The sequence below is a fragment of the Streptomyces sp. x-19 genome (assembly GCF_046549115.1).
Lineage (GTDB): Bacteria > Actinomycetota > Actinomycetes > Streptomycetales > Streptomycetaceae > Streptomyces > Streptomyces albulus_C.
Window position 1 is genome coordinate 58,356 of the sequence record NZ_JAJPWK010000021.1, and the last position, 15,950, is coordinate 74,305.

Consider the following 15,950-nt stretch of genomic DNA (forward strand, 5'->3'; position numbering starts at 1 on the left):
GTCGAATTCCCCTACCTAAGCGTTCAATTCAATCTTTTCGGCCATGAAATCGTCGATCGTGGCGAGCGACACAAAAATGTTTCCGAGAATCTCGTCCGATGAGATCTTCACGCCGAACTCAGCTTCCAGGAAATCCATGAGCTGCAAGTAACCGAAGGAATCCATGACACCGGCCTTGAAAAGGTCGGTGTCCGGCGTGACGTCCTCACCGAACTCGACCAGGAACCGATCCTCCATATAGTCCCTGATCTTCTCTCTCCTACCCATTCCCCAACCCTTCACTGTTCGTCGAAAACCGCTGTCACGCGCCGACGGTACGAATGTGCTGAACCATCCGCGTGAGGTCTTTTCCGCCGACTTCCTGGAATTCCAGTTCGCCGCGCGACATGAGGTACCGGATGCTGTCGGTCCAGCGGACCGGCCTTACCAGCTGCTCGGCCAGCCGCTCGCGAATCCTGCCGGGCTCATGCGGCCGTGCCGTGACGTTCGAGATGACGCGAACCCGCGGCGCGCCGAAGGAGAAACCCTCCAGAAAACGGGCGAACTCGCATCGCGCCGACTCCATATAGCGGGAGTGGAACGCGCCGCCGACCCGCAGCGGAACGAACCTCACCCCCCTGTTCCGCAGCGCGGCGTGCGCCGCCTCCAGCACCCGCTCGGGGGCCGCGACGACCACCTGTGCGTCGGTGTTGAAGGCGGCGACGTCAACGCCCTCGACGCCGTCCTCCGCGAAGATCTCCGCCAGTCGGGCTTCCGAGGTGTTCATCACCGCGGTCATCCCGCCCCCGACCGCCTCGGCCATCAGCTCGGCACGCCTGCGCACGATCCGCAGACCGGTCTCCAGATCGAGGACGCCCGCCGCCATCAGGGCGTTGTACTCACCGAGGCTGTGTCCCAGGCAGTAATCGGCGGTGCGTTCCTCGCGCCGCTCCCGCTCGAACAGGTGCAGGGCGTTGACGACGAAGAGGGCCGGCTGCGTGTAGGCGGTGTCGGCCAGCCGGCCGCCGGGATCGTCCCGGCACAGTGCCACCAGGTCGTACCCCAGCAGGTCGGACGCGAACTGCGTCACTCCCGGATACTTCGGGAAGACGTCCTGCCCCATGCCACGGAACTGTGAGCCCTGGCCGGGAATCAACACTGCGAAAGCCATGAGTTTTCAACTCCGTGCGTTTCGTCCGGTGGGCACGCCTGATCAACCTCGGGATCCCACAGGGAATTCACGGCCCGTCCGCTTCCGCGGCGCGCATCTCGCACCGCGGGCGAACGACGGACCGCAGGCATGTAAGGACAGCCGAGCGAGCCCGGAACGAGGGCCGCACCGTGGAGTTCAGCCCCCGGGTTCCCTCAGCCACCGACATGGCGAACGCCTGCTCCGGGCGCCCCCAGGCCAGGTCGGCGTAGGCACGGAAGTTCGCGATCCCCCAGGGGATGTCGACGCTGCGGGCCAGCGACGCCGGTTTGCCGGTGTCGGCCACCGCGCGGCCCGCACCACACGGTCGACCGTTCCGGCGTCCGCTTCGGGAACCGTTCCGATCACTGCACCGTCCGCCGGATGGACCAGGGGGAAGCGCACTCCCGTCTCGTCGAACCACCCGCTGACGTCGTGCGCCCAGTGCCGCGGCCCCGCTGGTGCGGGCCGTACGTCGCTCACGCTGATGACCTCCAAGCTTCGCCGTCCGACAGCGCCCTCTCGTACGAACATCTTGGCGAGCCGAGCCACGCCCGGATAATGCCTGTTCCGATCACCGGTATACCCGATCAGGCATAGCTGCTGGTGAGGGGCTTTCACGCACGGATTCATCGTCGACGGTCTCGTTCAAGCCCTTGGAGCTCGCAGGTCAGGAGAGCCAGTCCGTGTAGTGCGTGGGGGCGATACGGGCGTCGCCCCTGGTGGTGAGAACGTCGCCGCTGACGGCGGCGAACATGCCGGCGGTGTCGTCGGTGACGACGCTGCGACCGTCGGGACGGGCGTTCAGGGTGATCCGTCCGAGGTCGTCGAGGGGGAAGACGTCGGGCCCGCCGACGTTGAGAGTGCCGTTCAGGGGGGTGCTCGCGGCGACTTCGGCGACGGCGTCCGAGACGTCCTGGGCGGCGATCGGCTGGACCGGAGTGGTGGGCAGTCGGACGACGCCACCCTCGGTGGTCCACGACAGGACCGCGGCGACGAACTCCATGAACTGGGTGGCGCGCACGATCGAGTACGGGACCGGCCCGGCCTTGAGGATGTCCTCCTGGAGGGTCTTGGCCCGGTAGTAGGCGAGGCCGGGTACGTGGTCCGTGCCGACGATCGAGAGGATGACGGCGTGCCCGACCCCGCACTTCTGGCCGGCGGCCAACAGGTTCTCCATCGAGGTCTGGAAGAACGCGAGGGAGGCGTCGTCGAACGTCGGGGAGTTCGTCAGATTGACCATGACGTCGGCGCCGGCCACGGCCTCCTCCACACCCTGCCCGGTGATCACGTCGACGCCCGTGGACATGGAATGCGGCACGGCCTCGTGTCCTGCGGCGTTCAGCTTCTTCACGACCTGCGATCCGATCAGGCCCGTGCCGCCGATCACTGCGAACTTCATCGGTCACCCTTCGTCGCGTACCGCTGGGTCATGCCCCAGCCTGCGACGGCTCGGTGTGCGGCGCACGCGGGCCGTGCCCGGCCAGCCGGGGCCCCCGTGACACACCCGTGCTGCGCTGGCTCGGCGGCGATCTGCCACCTTCAGGTCACCCGGGCCACACGGGCCGTAGCAGCCGAAGCGGTCCGGATCGATCGAACATACGATGGTCGGGAGCGGGCGCGGGCAGCCCGTCGTGCCGGCCGTCGGGAGCGCTCAGGGCGGAGGAGCATGGCACAGGCCACCGACGCAATGCGGACCGTCATCCTGACGGTGGACGACGACCCGGGAGTCTCCCGTGCCATCGCCCGCGACCTGCGGCTCCGCTACGGCGGCGGCTACCGGATCGTCCGTGCCGAGTCCGGCGCATCCGCGTTGGAGGCGCTGCGCGAGCTGAAGCTGCGCGGCGACCTGGTGGCCGTGCTCCTCGCCGACTACCGGATGCCGCAGATGAACGGCATCGAATTCCTCGAACAAGCCCTCGGCGTGTATCCGGGGGCGCGGCGCGTGCTGCTGACCGCCTACGCCGATACCGACGCCGCCATCGACGCGATCAACGTCGTCGACCTCGACCACTATCTCCTCAAGCCCTGGGACCCGCCCGAGGAGAAGCTCTACCCGGTCGTGGACGATCTCCTGACGGCCTGGCGGTCCAGCGACTACCGGCCGGTACCCGCCACCAAGGTGGTCGGGCACCGCTGGTCCGCCCCCTCCTCGCGGGCGCGCGAATTCCTGGCCCGCAACCAGGTGCCGTACCGCTGGTACTCCTCCGACGAACCGGAGGGACAGCGGCTTCTGGCGGCGGCCGGGGCCGACGGCCGACGGCTCCCCCTGGTGATCACGCCGGACGGCACCGCATTGATCGAGCCGGAGCCGACCGAACTGGCCGCCCACGTGGGGCTCGCGACCACGCCGACCGCCGCGTTCTACGACCTCGTCATCATCGGCGGCGGCCCGGCCGGACTGGGCTCGGCGGTGTACGGGGCCTCCGAGGGGCTGCGGACCGTACTGGTCGAACGGTCGGCGACCGGCGGACAGGCCGGACAGAGTTCCCGCATCGAGAACTACCTCGGCTTCCCGGACGGCGTGTCCGGTGCGCAGCTGACCGATCGTGCCCGCCGCCAGGCGAGCCGCTTCGGCGCCGAGATCCTCACCGCTCGCGAGGTCACGGGGCTGGAGGTGAACGGTCCGGCGCGCGTCGTGCGCTTCTCCGACGGCTCAGCGGTCGCCGCGCACAGCGTCATCCTGGCGACCGGTGTGTCGTACCGGCAGCTGGGGGCGCCTGGATGCGACGAGCTGACCGGCTGCGGGGTGTACTACGGCTCGTCCCTCACCGAGGTGTCGTCCTGTGAGGGCCAGGACGTGTACGTCGTCGGCGGCGCGAATTCCGCCGGGCAGGCGGCGGTGTTCCTGGCGCGGGGCGCGAAGTCGGTGACCATGCTGGTGCGCGGGGAGTCCCTGACGGCGTCGATGTCGTACTACCTGATCCAGCAGATCGACGAGGCCCCGAACATCACCGTGCGGCCCCGGACCGTCGTCCAGGAAGCGCACGGCGCGGAGCACCTGGAACGGCTGACCCTGCGGGATACCGTGACCGGCGGCACCGAAGTCGTCGATGCCCAGTGGATGTTCGTCTTCATCGGTGCCGCCCCGCTGACCGACTGGCTCGGCGGGACTGTGCTGCGCGACGAGAACGGCTTCATCCTCGCCGGACCGGATTTGACGCCGGACGGGCGCCCCCCTCCCGAATGGGCACTGGACCGGCCGCCCTACCACCTGGAGACCAGCATCCCGGGTGTGTTCGTGGCGGGCGACGCGCGCGCCCGGTCCGCGAAGCGCGTGGCGTCCGCCGTGGGAGAGGGAGCCATGGCCGTGATGCTCGTCCACCGCTTCCTGGAGCAGTCATGAATGCACAGGTCATGGCCTGCGACCCGCACGAGATCGGCTCGCTGTTCCTCTTCGAGAAACTCTCCCCGGAGCAGCTCGGACGGCTGTGCTCCGAGGGACGGATGGAACGGTTCGAACCCGGCCCGGTGTACACCGAGGGCGACCCGGCGACCTGCTTCTACGTGATGGTCGAGGGAACCGTCGTACTGTCCCGCCGGGTCGGCGGCGACGATGTGGAGGTCAGCCGGACCTCGCAGCGCGGCGTGTACGCGGGGGCCATGCAGGCGTATCTGGGCGACCAGGTCCCACAGACGTACATCAACTCCATGCGGGTGACCGAATCGACCCGGTTCTTCGTACTGCCCGCACGGTCGTTCGCGGACGTGATGCGGGAGTGGTTCCCGATGCCGACGCACCTGCTGGAGGGGCTCTTCTTCGGCTCCAAGAACACCCAGCGGGCCATCGGTCAGCGGGAACGTCTGCTGGCGCTCGGATCGTTGTCCGCCGGGCTCACGCACGAGCTCAACAATCCGGCCGCGGCCGCCGTCCGCGCCACCGCGGCGCTGCGTGAACGGGTCGGCAGGATGCGGAACAAACTGTCGGTGATAGCCCAGGGCCGCTACTCCCGCGAGGCCCTCGCCGAGCTCATCGAGATCCAGGAACGCACCGCCGAACGCGTCGCCAAGGCACCGGTGTTGACCCCTCTGGAGACGTCCGACCGGGAGGACGAACTCGCCGACTGGCTGGAGGAGCACGGCATCCCGGAGAGTTGGCGGATCGCGCCGGCCTTCGTCCAGGCCGGGCTGGACACGGACTGGCTGGACCAGGTCGCGGCGACCGTGGGCGACGACATCCTGCCTGCGGCGATCGGCTGGCTCAACTACACGGTCGAGACCGAGCTGCTGATGGACGAGATCGACGACTCCACCACCCGCATCTCCCACTTGGTGGACGCGGCCAAGCAGTACGCGCAGCTCGACCGCGCCCCACACCGGGACGTCGACGTCCACGAACTCCTCGACAGCACGCTGCTGATGCTGTCCGGCAAGATCGGCCCTCGGGTGAGGGTGGTCAAGGACTACGACCGCTCCCTCCCCGAAGTACCCGCCTACCCGGCGGAACTCAACCAAGTGTGGACCAACCTCATCGACAACGCGGTGGCCGCCATCGGCAGCACGGGCCACGACGGCACCCTGACGGTCCGCACGGCCAGGCAGGGCGACCGACTCCTGGTGGAGTTCCGCGACACCGGCCCCGGCGTCCCCGAGGACATCCGCAGTCGCGTCTTCGACCCCTTCTTCACCACCAAGCCGGTCGGGGAGGGGACCGGCCTCGGCCTCGACATCTGCTGGCGGATCGTCGTCAACAAGCACCACGGCAGCCTCCAGGTCGAGTCCGTACCGGGCGACACGCGCTTCCAGGTGCTGCTGCCGCTCACCGCCCCCGAGCCCGAGGCCGCAACCACGACCACGACCACCGAGGAGTCCGTATGACCGACATCGACGGCATCGCGGCGAGCGCCCCGCCCAGCGGCACCGGCTGTGCGGACTGCGACGCAGTGGGGGGCTGGTGGTTCCACCTACGGCGCTGCGCGCAGTGCGGCCACATCGGCTGCTGCGACTCGTCACCGGCCCAGCACGCCACCGCCCACTGGAAGTCCTCCGGGCATCCCGTGGTGCAGAGCTTCGAGCCGGGTGAGGAGTGGTACTGGAACTACGCCACCGACGTGCTGTACGAGTCCGGACCGGAACTGGCACCGCCGACCAGCCACCCGGCCGCCCAGCCGACCCCGGGACCGGCCGACCGTGTCCCGCGGAACTGGCCGGACCTGCTCCATCCCTAAAGAAGACTCCGCCAACGGGGCCTCGCTGCGCCTGCTCACCAGGTACCAGATCATGATCGCACCACCGTCCAAGGCCGCCGCTGGAATGCACTCCATCAGAGCCCCCTCTCGTCCGGCACACCGACTCGCCGACCTCCGCGCGGCCTGGTCGACGGCTGCGGTTCCGCTCGCTGACGTCCTGTTAGGACGGTCCTGGGAGGTCCCGAAGCCACCGTCGACTAACTTCACTGTCCAAGGACAGAAGCGGAGCAAAACCACGACGGAGCATCCCGCCGGCGAGACGGCGGATGCATCCGAGGTGGGGTGGGACGAGGTGGGGTGGGATGAGCGGGCACGGACGCCGGCAGCATCACCGTACGGTGGACCGGGTCGCGTGGGTCTTGGAGGCGGCCGCGCGGGCGCCGGGTGGGGTGACGGTGGCCGAGTTGGCGCGGACGGTCGGGGCGCCGGCGAGTTCGGTGCAGGATCTGGTCAACGGCCTTGTCGCGACGGGGTTTCTGTTGGAACAGCACCGGCGCTTCCGGCTCGGGCCCGCGCCGCACGTCCTCAACCTCATCGCCGGCCGGGTCGTCCCGCGGATCAGCCAGGCCGAGCTCGACGAACTGAGCCGCGTCGCGGGTACCCCGGTGCTGCTCACGGTGCGGGTCGGGCTCGACGCCGTGTACCTCGCGCGCGGCGGCGAGGACCACATTCCCCGCCTCGTCCCGCTCGCCGACCAGCATCTGGCCCGGCCGCTGCTGCGTACCGCCGCGGGCCGTCTGCTGCTGGCCTTCACCGACGAGGCGGAACGCCGGGGGCTGCTCGACGAGTTGGCCGGCCATGACCCCGAGGCGGTCGCCGAGTTCCGCTGCGCTCTTCCGTCGATCCGGTCGTCGCGGATCAGCCGCAGCGAGGGTCTGGCCGATCCGGAGGTCAGCGCGCTTGCGCTCCCGGTCACCGATGGGCCCGTCGTCACGGGGGCCCTGGCTTTGATGCACCGGCGTCGCGGCCGCTCGGAGCGGCTGCGCCTGGACCGGGCGGCGGCCCGGCTCCTCGCGCACCTTCAGGAGAAGCGGGCGTGACATCCGCATCGATTCACGGATATCCGTGGATCCGGGCACTCGTGCGTTGCTGGGAACGACCATCCCGGCATGACTCCGCACACGCTGACCACGACCGAGCAGACACCGCCGACGCCCGAGCTGGTCTCCCAACTGCTGCGCACCCTCGGCGACCCCGACCCGGTTCGGGGAGCCGAGGACATCACCGTCGTCGGGGCCGATCCCGTCGTGCCCTCGGTGCACCGCCTCGCCGATGCCATGTCCGCCGCGATCGGTGTCTTCGGTCGGCAGACGGCGGCCGTCGGTGAACTGCGCGGTCACCGGCACCAGAAGGTGGAGGTGCGGGCCGGGGCAGCGATCGACCAGCTCATGGCGACGTATCACACGACGCTGTCGGGGCGCCCGATCGGTGCCTTGCTCGACGATCCGGCGCTGCTCGGCAACAACGACTTCTACCGGGCGCGCGACGGTCGTTGGATCTTTATCATCGCCACCTATCCGCACCTGCGTGACGCGGTCCACTCCGTGCTGAGGTGCGGACTCGACAAGGTGGACATCGCGCGGGCCACGGCCGACTGGGACGCCTTCACGCTGGAGGAGGCCATCTGTGCCCGGGGCGGCGTCGCCTGTGCGGTGCGCAGCCGGGACGAGTGGCTGGCGCACCCCGCGGGCCGGTACGTCGCGCAGGGCCCGGTCGTCGAGATCGAACGCGTCGGTGACGGTCCGGTCCGGCCTCTGGAACCGATCGGTGCGGCCGACGAGGCGCTCACGAACCTCCGGGTACTCGACCTCACCCACGTCATAGCGGGTCCGGTATCGACGCGGCTGCTCGCCCAGTTCGGCGCCGACGTGCTGCACTTGACGCGTCCCGACCGCCCCGACCCGATCCCGATGATCGCCATGACCGGCGGCGGCAAGCGCAACGCCTACTGCGACCTGCGCGACGCTCACGACCGTGCGGCCTTCCACGACGCGCTCCAGGATGCGGACGTCTTCGTGCACGCCTACCGGGGGCTCGCCCGACACGGGGCGTCGACCGAGGAACTCGTCCGGCGCCGCCCCGGGCTCATCACCCTCGAATACCATGCCTGGGGCGCCGAAGGCCCCTGGGGCGAACGTGGCGGGTTCGACCAACTCGCCTGCTCCGCAACCGGGTTCGCCATGGAAGAGTGGACCGACCGCCCGTCGCTGCCGCCGACGTACCTGCTCAACGACTACCTCGCGGCCTACCTCGGCGCTGCCGCCGTCGCCACGGTCCTGCGTCGACGTGCGACAGAGGGCGGCTCCTGGCGGATCCGCGTGACCCTGGCCGGAGTGTGCCACTGGGTGCAGGAACTCGGGCTGCTGGCACGGGAGGACGTCATCGACCTTCCCCTGCCCGGGCGCACACCGCTGGCCGCACTCTCGACCACCGCGACCGACTTCGGCCCACTCACCGAACCGGCCACACCGTTCGCCTACAGCGGCCGCCCGGTCCCCCAGCCCGGCCGGCGCTCCCCACTCGGGTCTGCTGCGCTCCAGTGGCTCCAGAGCGCTGTGTGAGGGCGTGCGGGGGCGAGGGAGGCGCAGCCCCTCGGCCGAGGTCAGCGATGAGCCCACATCAGCTTCTTGCGGCCGTCTTTCGGGCCGGGCTGGCTGTGTACCAGGCCCGCGGCCTTGAGTGCCGCCAGGCTCTGGGCGACGGCCTGCGCGCTGGCGTGTTCGGCGGCGGCGAGCCGGGCCGCGGTGACGGGGCCCTCGCGCACGACGCTTGCCAGGACGCCGAGCCGGGTCGCGCTCGGCCCGGTCGCGTGCTGCCCCGACTCGGTGCGCAGCCGTGCCCGAAGCCGCTTGATCGCGTCGTTGAGGCGTTGTGCGGTCGCGGCGGTCTCCTGCGGCCCGGGGTTCTCGGTCAGGACTCCAGCCCAAAATCGCACAGCTACTTCACCTACTTCACCGAGTTACTTGTGGACTTTTCACGCACGGGGCCTCGGGCGCGAATGGCCCACCCAAAAGGCCGCGACGTGCACCAGTTCCCTGGACCAGCCGACGTCTAGGCTCTGCAGCATGACGAAACAGGCGTCACCGGTGCGGTGCCGCACGCAGCGTCCCGCCCCCTCCCCCGCGAGGAACCACTCATGCGAGCCATCACCGTCCACGACCGCGACGCCGGCATCCGTGGTCTGACCCTCACCGACCTGCCACATCCGCACGCCGCCGAGAACGACGTGATCGTGCGCGTCCACGCCGCCGGGTTCACCCCCGGTGAGCTGGACTGGCCCGGCACCTGGACCGACCGGTCCGGCCGGGACCGCACACCCAGCGTGCCTGGCCACGAGCTGTCCGGCGTCGTGACGGAACTGGGCTACGGCACCACCGGGTTGAGCATCGGCCAACGCGTCTTCGGCCTCGCCGACTGGACGCGCAACGGCTCGCTCGCCCAGTACGTCGCCGTCGAGGCCCGCAACCTCGCCCCGCTGCCGGCCGACATCGACCACGTCACGGCCGCGGCCCTGCCCGTCTCCGGGCTCACCGCCTGGCAGGGCCTGTTCGATCACGCCCACCTGACCACCGGCCAGACCGCCCTGGTCCACGGCGCCGCGGGCGGCGTCGGATCCCTCGCCGTTCAGTTGGCCCGTGATGCCGGCGCCCGCGTGATCGGCACCGGCCGCGCGGACGACCGTACGACCGCTCTCGGCCTCGGCGCGGACACCTTCGTCGACCTGCAAGCCGAACGCCTCGAAGCCATCGGCGACGTCGACGTCGTCTTCGACGTCATCGGCGGCGACGTCCTCGACCGGTCCACCGCCCTGCTCCGTCCCGGCGGCACGCTCGTCACCATCGCCCGCCCCGTCACCGTCCACCCCGAGGACGGACGCGCGGTCTTCTTCGTCGTCGAACCCGACCGCACCCGCCTCGCCGACCTCGCCGCCCGCGTACGCGAGGGACGTCTCAAGCCGATCATCGGCGCCGTCCGTCCCCTGGGAGAGGCCGTCGACGCCTTCGCCCCCGCCAAGCGCACCCCCGGCAAGACGATCATCCGCGTCGCAGACCACCAGTAGTCCCGAAGACCCGCACAACCCACGCCAAGCGAGGAACCATGACCGAGCACAGCCGCGTCAACATCGGCAAGCAGCACCCGGCCAGTTACAAGGCCCTGCTCGCCCTGTCGACCACCGCCGAGGACAGTGCGGCCGCCGCCGGCCTGGACCCGCTCCTGGTCGAGCTGATCAAGATCCGCGTCTCCCAGATCAACGGCTGCGCCTTCTGCCTGCGCATGCACACCCGCGACTCGCTCAAGAAGGGCGAGAACTCCGACCGCCTCGCCGTCCTGCCCGCCTGGGCCGAGGCCGGCTGCTTCACCGCCACGGAGCGCGCTGCCCTTCGCCTGGCCGAGTCCATCACCCGCATCTCCGACGGACACGTTCCCGACGCCGACTACGCGGCCGCGACCGAAGTGCTCACCGACGAGCAGCTCTCCGCGGTCGCGTGGCTGACCAACGTGATGAACGCCTTCAACCGCGTCGCCATCACCAGCCGATACCCCGTCACGGGCGACTGAACAAGCGTCCCGTCACGGTGGCCAGTTCGCCGGCACCGATGGTGGATCGTCGCCGCGATCGTCCCGGTGCCGAGCGGTATGGGACTGACCGTCCTCAGCCGTCGCATGCGGCGGCGACGTAGGCGAGCACTGCGGCGGCGCCGTCCTCCGCGGTGATGCGGCGCGCGAGTTCGGCCGCGCGCTGCCGGAGGGCCGGGACGGTCACACAGGCAGTGATCGCCGCCCCGAGGGCTTCGGCGGTGAGTTCATCGAACGGCAGCGGTCGGGGGGCGACTCCGAGCTGGTGCAGTCGGGCTGCCCAGAACGGCTGGTCGGCCATGACAGGTACCGGCACGGCGGGTACTCCGGCGCGCAATCCAGCCGCGGTGGTGCCCGCCCCGGCATGGTGGACGACGGCGGCTGTGCGAGGGAACAACCAGTCGTGCGGGACGTCGCCGATCGCCAGGATGTCGTCCCCGACTGCGCCCAGCCCGGCCCACCCCGCCTGCACCACCGCGCGCATCCCCGTCCGGGCGACAGCCGCCGTCACCAGTTCCCCCAGCCGTTCCCCCTGGCCCGGCGCCATGCTGCCGAACCCGACGAACACCGGGGGCGGACCGGCCTGGAGGAAATCGACAAGCTCGGCCGGGGGCCGCCAACCGTGTGGCCGGGCGGGCCACCAGTAACCCGCGACCGCGACCTGGGACGGCCAGTCCGCCGGGCGCGGGACCACCAGCGGGCTGAAGCCGTGGAGGACCGGCCGGCTGCCCGCGCCCGGCCGCGACGACGCCGCGGGCAGCCCGAGCCGGGTACGCATCCGAGCCAGGGCCCCTTCCTGGAGTACGCGGGCCTGCGCCAGCAGCGCCTCGCCCGCGGCGAGGTTGCCGTCCGGTCCCCGGTCGTCCGCAGCTGGTACGCCGGGCAGTGGGAACTCCCGGGTGGCGAAGGCTGGTGCGAGGTAGGTGCCGATGACGGGAACGGCGAACGCCTCCGCGGCCGCGCGGCTGAGCCGTGCCGGGCCGAACGCGGTGAGCACCAGGTCGGCCCCGTCCGCGACGGCCGTCACCACCCCGTCCGCGAGCTGGTCCAGGAACACCGCCGTGATCGCCTGTGCCTCCTGCGGCGACGCCGCCTGGGCCCGGGAGTGGATGAGCTCCCGCGGGTCGCCGGGCAGCGGCCGGTGGTCCAGGCCGCACCTGTTGATGAGTGCGGCGAAGGGCGGGTGCGCGGCGACGGCGACCTGGTGCCCGACGTCCCGCAGATGCTGTCCCAGGCCCGTGAACGGTGCGACGTCGCCCCGCGAACCGGCGGTGACGATCAGAATCCGCATGTGATGATCCTCCTCGGCGCGTGCCGCCCCTGATACACCGCCAAGGGCTGCGGTCGCCGTGGACGCTAATGGCTCCTGCACGGGGGAGGTTCAACCAGCTGTGACGCACGACACGCACGGCGGGACCACGGTCGGCATCGGCGAACTGGCCGCGCGCACCGGGCTGACGGTGAAGACCATCCGCTACTACTCGGACATCGGACTGCTGCCCGAGAGCGGACGCAGCCCCGGCGGCCACCGCAGGTACGCCGCAGACGCCTTGCCCCGCCTCCGGCTGATCCAGCGCCTGCGCGCCCTCGGCACCCCGATCGCCGCGATCGCCGCGGTGACGACCGGGCTACGATCCCTGGCCGATCTCATCACCCACGAACTGGACACCGTCCAGGCGCAGATGCGCGAGCTGACCTGGCGCCAGGTGGCGCTGCAAGCCCTGGAGGACTGCCCCGGACCGGAACAGCCGCGCCGCCTCGCGCTGCTCGCCGGTGTGGGCAGGCTCGATGAGGCCCACGACCACCTGACGCGCTACTGGCACTGGGCGCTCCCCACCAGGCTGCCGCATCGCCTGGCCCAGGCCGTCATCGAGGGCGCGGTGCCCACACCGCCGGCCACCCCGACCACCCCGACCGTCCTCGCCTACGCCGAACTGCACGCCCTGACCACCGCGGAAGACCGGCGCCGACAACCACAGAGCCACCAGGTCGGCGACGTGGCGTCGTTCTACGCCGGCATCTTGGACGCCTGCACGCTGGCGACCGAGGCACTGGACTCCGGCTGCCCAACCAAGCACGCGGAAGCGCTCGACCATTTCGTACGCACCTACGCCCGCATCGGCGGCCACGACGACGGCCCGGCGTTCCGCGCACATCTACGCACCCAGTTCCGCAACGGAACGCGCCCCGATGCGTTCCCGCTGCGGTACTGGCGACACGCCCTCAGCGCCATCGGCGGCACCCCACCCCGCTCCACCGCCTCCGGTCAGGGACACCTCGCCGCACCGCTCATCACCCTGCACCAACAAATCACCGGCCCCCTCCCATCTGCGGACCAGCCGCCCCTGCACTGACCCACGGCCGGCGCACCGCCCGCAGGAAGCACGTCGAACCCGTACGGAATGAATGCGACCTGGTGGTCGATGGAAGTGCCGCAGTCGAGGGCGGCCAAGGCCGGCTCGGCGGCCATCGGAGACGTCTCATCGGGAGATGGTGATACTGGCCTCGGCGATCGACGGGCTGGCTGTGAGCGCGTCGATGATCTGCTGCTGAGAGGTTCGCGTGCGGTTGTCCATGGCGGCTCGGGCCGCGACCGGATCGCGGTCGCGCACCGCTTCCCAGACCGCACGTCGTTGATGCGCGGCTGATGTCGAGTACGGAAGCGATCCCAAGGTGATCCGCAGAACTCGTTCCAGCTCGTCGAAGACCTGGATGACCGACCGGGCCAGTCTGTCGTTGCCGCAGTTGTCGGCGATGATCGCATCGAATTCCAGAGTGGCGCGGAGGAACGCCTCGATGCTCTCCGTATCGCCTAGCTCGTAGGACTGGCCGAGCAGTTCCTCCATGCGGGCGAGATCGTCCTGCGGGCAGCCGCGCTCTGCCGCGAGGGCAGCGGTCTCCGTCTCCAGAAGCCTGCGGAAGGCGCACAGATCGCGTGCCCCCTTCAAGGTCACAGGCAGGATCCGGTATCCCGAGCGGGGAAGCACATCGACCAGTCCATCGCGTTGCAGTCGGGTCAGAGCTTCTCGCACCGGCATGGTGCCGGCGTCGGTCAACCGTGTCAGATCCGTCTTGGTGACATGGGCGCCGGGCGCCAGGTCAAGCTCGATGATCCGCCGCTTGATCGCGAGATATGCGCGCTCGGTGGCGCTCAGGCTGGGATGGTCCGTGCTGAGGATGGCGGGCAGATACTTCACGCATCCATCCTAGGACTTGATATCCCAGTGAGAAGTTCTCGGATCTTAGTGGTTGGTGTTGGCGCTGGGGTCCGGTCTCACCTGGCCCCTCTGTCGGCCTTTCCCTCGTCGGACCTTGCGGCGGCCCACTCGAACCCGTAGGCCTGAGGGTGTCGAAATGGGGGCCAGGGCAGACGATCAGTTCGCCGTTGCCGTCAGCCGCATCACGAAAGTGTCCGCGACCTGCGCAACCCACTCCGGATCCTCAAGCGGCGGGTAATGCCCGATGCCGGGCACCCTCAGCAGCTGCGCCGCCGAGCCCATCTCGGCGACCGTGTCATCGACCAACTCGTCCTGCACGAAGAAATCGTCGGTGCCCTGCACGAGCAGGACCGGGCACCGCACATCGCCGAGTCGGCCGCGCAGATCGTGCGAAGCCCACGCCTGACCGTCGAACTGACCGGCCTGCTGGGAGGTGCTGCGCTGAAGCCACCTCAGCTCGGTTTCCTGCTCGACTGTCAGCTTCTTGCTCGCCGAGGTCACCGCCGCGTACTCGAGGTGATCCGTCCAGCCGGCATCGGGCGCACTCGTCCGACCTGCCAGCAAGGCGGCAGCCTCGGCCGACAGCGGTGTCCACGATGCTGCTTGCATCGCGACGACGCCTCGATAGCCCTCTCCGTGGTGTGCGGCAAGGTCCAGCGCCGTCAGGCCCCCGACAGAGGCGCCGAGCACGAAGGGCGAGATTCCAGGCAGCACCGTGCGCACGAACGCGTGCACGAACTCGGCGTGGTCGTGAATGGAACTCCCTGGCTGCCACTGTGCCGGGAAGGAACGGCAGTGCCCGGGAAGATCGGGCGCGATCGCGCGATATCCGCGTTCGGCGAGCAACGGCAGAAGGCGCCGGTAGATCCGAGAGTCCGTGGCCCCCGGGTGGATGCACACGATCGGGACGCCCTCACCGGCCTCGTCGAAGTAGGTGCGTGCACCGTTGACCGCGACATAGCGACCCGTGATCGGCTCGAAGATCGTCATCGCTCAACTCCTTGCTGATCGCGTACAGAGATCTGTTCAGCCATATGGCAGGGACTCACTGTCAGCATTAAGGCATGTGAGATCTCTATAGTGCAAACTGAGATCTCACATCGAGCACGACCGAACTGGCTCGGGGTGGGGAGTCACTCCCGTTGGGTTGCCTGATCGCTGAATCTTCGTCAGTGGCGCGTGTAGGGGGCCACGAGCGTCGCCGAGGCGAAGGCTCGCCGCTTGATCTCCTGCAGGGTCTGGGCAGGCGGCGTGCTGCCGTCGAAGGAGGCGGGCATCGGTGCGTGGAGTGCGTACAGCGTCAGCTCGTACCTGTGGGTGCTGCCGTGGGGTGGGCACGGCCCGTCGTAGGTGGCCTCCCCGAAGTCGTTGAGTGCCTCACGGGCGCCTGGGAGAAGGTGGTGGGCGCTGATGCCGTGGGCACTTGGGGGGGATTCCGAGTTGGAGCCAGTGAATCTTGTGGATATCGAGGTCGACCATGGTCAGGGCGAGTTCCCGTGTTCCGGTCGGTACGTTCGCGAAGTTCAGACCTGGCGAGTAATCCCTTGGATCGTCGCAGGTCATGAGCGAGGTGAACGCCCCGGTGCGGTCGAATCCCTGTCCCCGGGTGAGGGTGAGGGGGCCGTTGGGCGCAGTGGTGGTGCGCGTGGTGGCCGTGGAGGACGCGGGTGCGCCGGGGGCGGGTTCTGACGTGCCGGAGCAGGAAGCGCAGGCCAGCAGTGCCGCCGTGGCCGCGACGGTTGCCAGGGGTGGGTGTCCTCGCATGCGGCCCACTGTAGAGAGGCGGGTGCGCAAGAT

18 protein-coding genes are annotated in these 15,950 nt (G+C 69.7%); 8 read left to right on the top strand and 10 right to left on the bottom strand.

Annotated elements, in window-relative coordinates; all coding sequences use genetic code 11:
- Positions 1–15 precede the first annotated feature (15 nt).
- The 4 genes from ACLJT4_RS32645 to ACLJT4_RS32660 form a co-directional block, all read right to left on the bottom strand.
- Entirely contained in the window at positions 16–237 is a 222-nt protein-coding gene (locus tag ACLJT4_RS32645; RefSeq protein ID WP_411127857.1) for an acyl carrier protein, read from the bottom strand.
- 64 nt (positions 238–301) lie between these two features.
- The gene (gene fabD / locus ACLJT4_RS32650; protein WP_411127859.1) at positions 302–1,150 is read right to left on the bottom strand and encodes an ACP S-malonyltransferase; all 849 of its coding nucleotides are present in this window, start codon (positions 1,148–1,150) and stop codon (positions 302–304) included.
- A 67-nt stretch (positions 1,151–1,217) separates the two neighbouring features.
- On the bottom strand, positions 1,218–1,475 hold the full coding sequence (locus ACLJT4_RS32655; RefSeq protein ID WP_411127861.1) for a hypothetical protein: 258 nt from the start codon (positions 1,473–1,475) through the stop codon (positions 1,218–1,220).
- A gap of 363 nt (positions 1,476–1,838) precedes the next feature.
- Positions 1,839–2,570, bottom strand: a complete 732-nt coding sequence (locus tag ACLJT4_RS32660) for an SDR family oxidoreductase (protein WP_411127863.1) — start codon at positions 2,568–2,570, stop codon at positions 1,839–1,841.
- Between the two features lie 267 nt (positions 2,571–2,837).
- On the opposite strand from ACLJT4_RS32660, the gene ACLJT4_RS32665 reads away from it, so the two are divergent.
- The 5 genes from ACLJT4_RS32665 (at position 2,838) to ACLJT4_RS32685 (ending at position 8,918) form a co-directional block, all read left to right on the top strand.
- Positions 2,838–4,514, top strand: a complete 1,677-nt coding sequence (locus ACLJT4_RS32665; protein WP_411127865.1) for an FAD-dependent oxidoreductase — start codon at positions 2,838–2,840, stop codon at positions 4,512–4,514.
- Complete coding sequence (locus ACLJT4_RS32670) at positions 4,511–5,986, top strand: ATP-binding protein (RefSeq protein WP_411127867.1); 1,476 nt, start codon at positions 4,511–4,513, stop codon at positions 5,984–5,986. The genes ACLJT4_RS32665 and ACLJT4_RS32670 overlap by 4 nt, the downstream gene beginning before the upstream one ends.
- A complete protein-coding gene (locus ACLJT4_RS32675; RefSeq protein ID WP_411127869.1) occupies positions 5,983–6,336 on the top strand; it encodes a UBP-type zinc finger domain-containing protein in 354 nt (117 codons plus the stop codon). The genes ACLJT4_RS32670 and ACLJT4_RS32675 overlap by 4 nt, the downstream gene beginning before the upstream one ends.
- Positions 6,337–6,659: 323 nt before the next feature.
- On the top strand, positions 6,660–7,397 hold the full coding sequence (locus ACLJT4_RS32680) for a helix-turn-helix domain-containing protein (protein WP_411127871.1): 738 nt from the start codon (positions 6,660–6,662) through the stop codon (positions 7,395–7,397).
- A gap of 69 nt (positions 7,398–7,466) precedes the next feature.
- A complete protein-coding gene (locus tag ACLJT4_RS32685) occupies positions 7,467–8,918 on the top strand; it encodes a CoA transferase (protein WP_411127873.1) in 1,452 nt (483 codons plus the stop codon).
- Between the two features lie 41 nt (positions 8,919–8,959).
- Here ACLJT4_RS32685 and ACLJT4_RS32690 read toward each other — a convergent pair whose 3' ends face one another.
- Positions 8,960–9,292, bottom strand: coding sequence for a MarR family transcriptional regulator (locus tag ACLJT4_RS32690; RefSeq protein WP_411127875.1), 333 nt, complete (start codon positions 9,290–9,292; stop codon positions 8,960–8,962).
- A gap of 201 nt (positions 9,293–9,493) precedes the next feature.
- On the opposite strand from ACLJT4_RS32690, the gene ACLJT4_RS32695 reads away from it, so the two are divergent.
- Both ACLJT4_RS32695 and ACLJT4_RS32700 read left to right on the top strand, forming a co-directional pair.
- Positions 9,494–10,417 (top strand): NADP-dependent oxidoreductase, encoded by a 924-nt coding sequence (locus ACLJT4_RS32695; protein WP_411127877.1) that lies wholly within the window; start codon positions 9,494–9,496, stop codon positions 10,415–10,417.
- Positions 10,418–10,455: 38 nt separating this feature from the next.
- Positions 10,456–10,917: a carboxymuconolactone decarboxylase family protein gene (locus tag ACLJT4_RS32700; RefSeq protein ID WP_411127879.1), complete on the top strand. Its 462-nt coding sequence runs from the start codon at positions 10,456–10,458 to the stop codon at positions 10,915–10,917.
- A gap of 94 nt (positions 10,918–11,011) precedes the next feature.
- On the opposite strand, the gene ACLJT4_RS32705 is transcribed toward ACLJT4_RS32700, so the two are convergent.
- Entirely contained in the window at positions 11,012–12,226 is a 1,215-nt protein-coding gene (locus tag ACLJT4_RS32705) for a glycosyltransferase (protein WP_411127881.1), read from the bottom strand.
- 100 nt (positions 12,227–12,326) lie between these two features.
- Between ACLJT4_RS32705 and ACLJT4_RS32710 the strand changes: the two genes are divergently transcribed.
- On the top strand, positions 12,327–13,289 hold the full coding sequence (locus ACLJT4_RS32710; RefSeq protein ID WP_411127883.1) for a MerR family transcriptional regulator: 963 nt from the start codon (positions 12,327–12,329) through the stop codon (positions 13,287–13,289).
- A 126-nt stretch (positions 13,290–13,415) separates the two neighbouring features.
- On the opposite strand, the gene ACLJT4_RS32715 is transcribed toward ACLJT4_RS32710, so the two are convergent.
- The 4 genes from ACLJT4_RS32715 to ACLJT4_RS32730 form a co-directional block, all read right to left on the bottom strand.
- On the bottom strand, positions 13,416–14,132 hold the full coding sequence (locus tag ACLJT4_RS32715; protein WP_411127885.1) for a GntR family transcriptional regulator: 717 nt from the start codon (positions 14,130–14,132) through the stop codon (positions 13,416–13,418).
- Between the two features lie 177 nt (positions 14,133–14,309).
- The gene (locus ACLJT4_RS32720; protein ID WP_411127887.1) at positions 14,310–15,143 is read right to left on the bottom strand and encodes an alpha/beta fold hydrolase; all 834 of its coding nucleotides are present in this window, start codon (positions 15,141–15,143) and stop codon (positions 14,310–14,312) included.
- A 179-nt stretch (positions 15,144–15,322) separates the two neighbouring features.
- On the bottom strand, positions 15,323–15,619 hold the full coding sequence (locus tag ACLJT4_RS32725; RefSeq protein WP_411128007.1) for a hypothetical protein: 297 nt from the start codon (positions 15,617–15,619) through the stop codon (positions 15,323–15,325).
- On the bottom strand, positions 15,531–15,917 hold the full coding sequence (locus ACLJT4_RS32730; RefSeq protein WP_411127889.1) for a YbhB/YbcL family Raf kinase inhibitor-like protein: 387 nt from the start codon (positions 15,915–15,917) through the stop codon (positions 15,531–15,533). Before ACLJT4_RS32730 ends, ACLJT4_RS32725 begins: the two co-directional genes overlap by 89 nt.
- Positions 15,918–15,950: the final 33 nt, after the last annotated feature.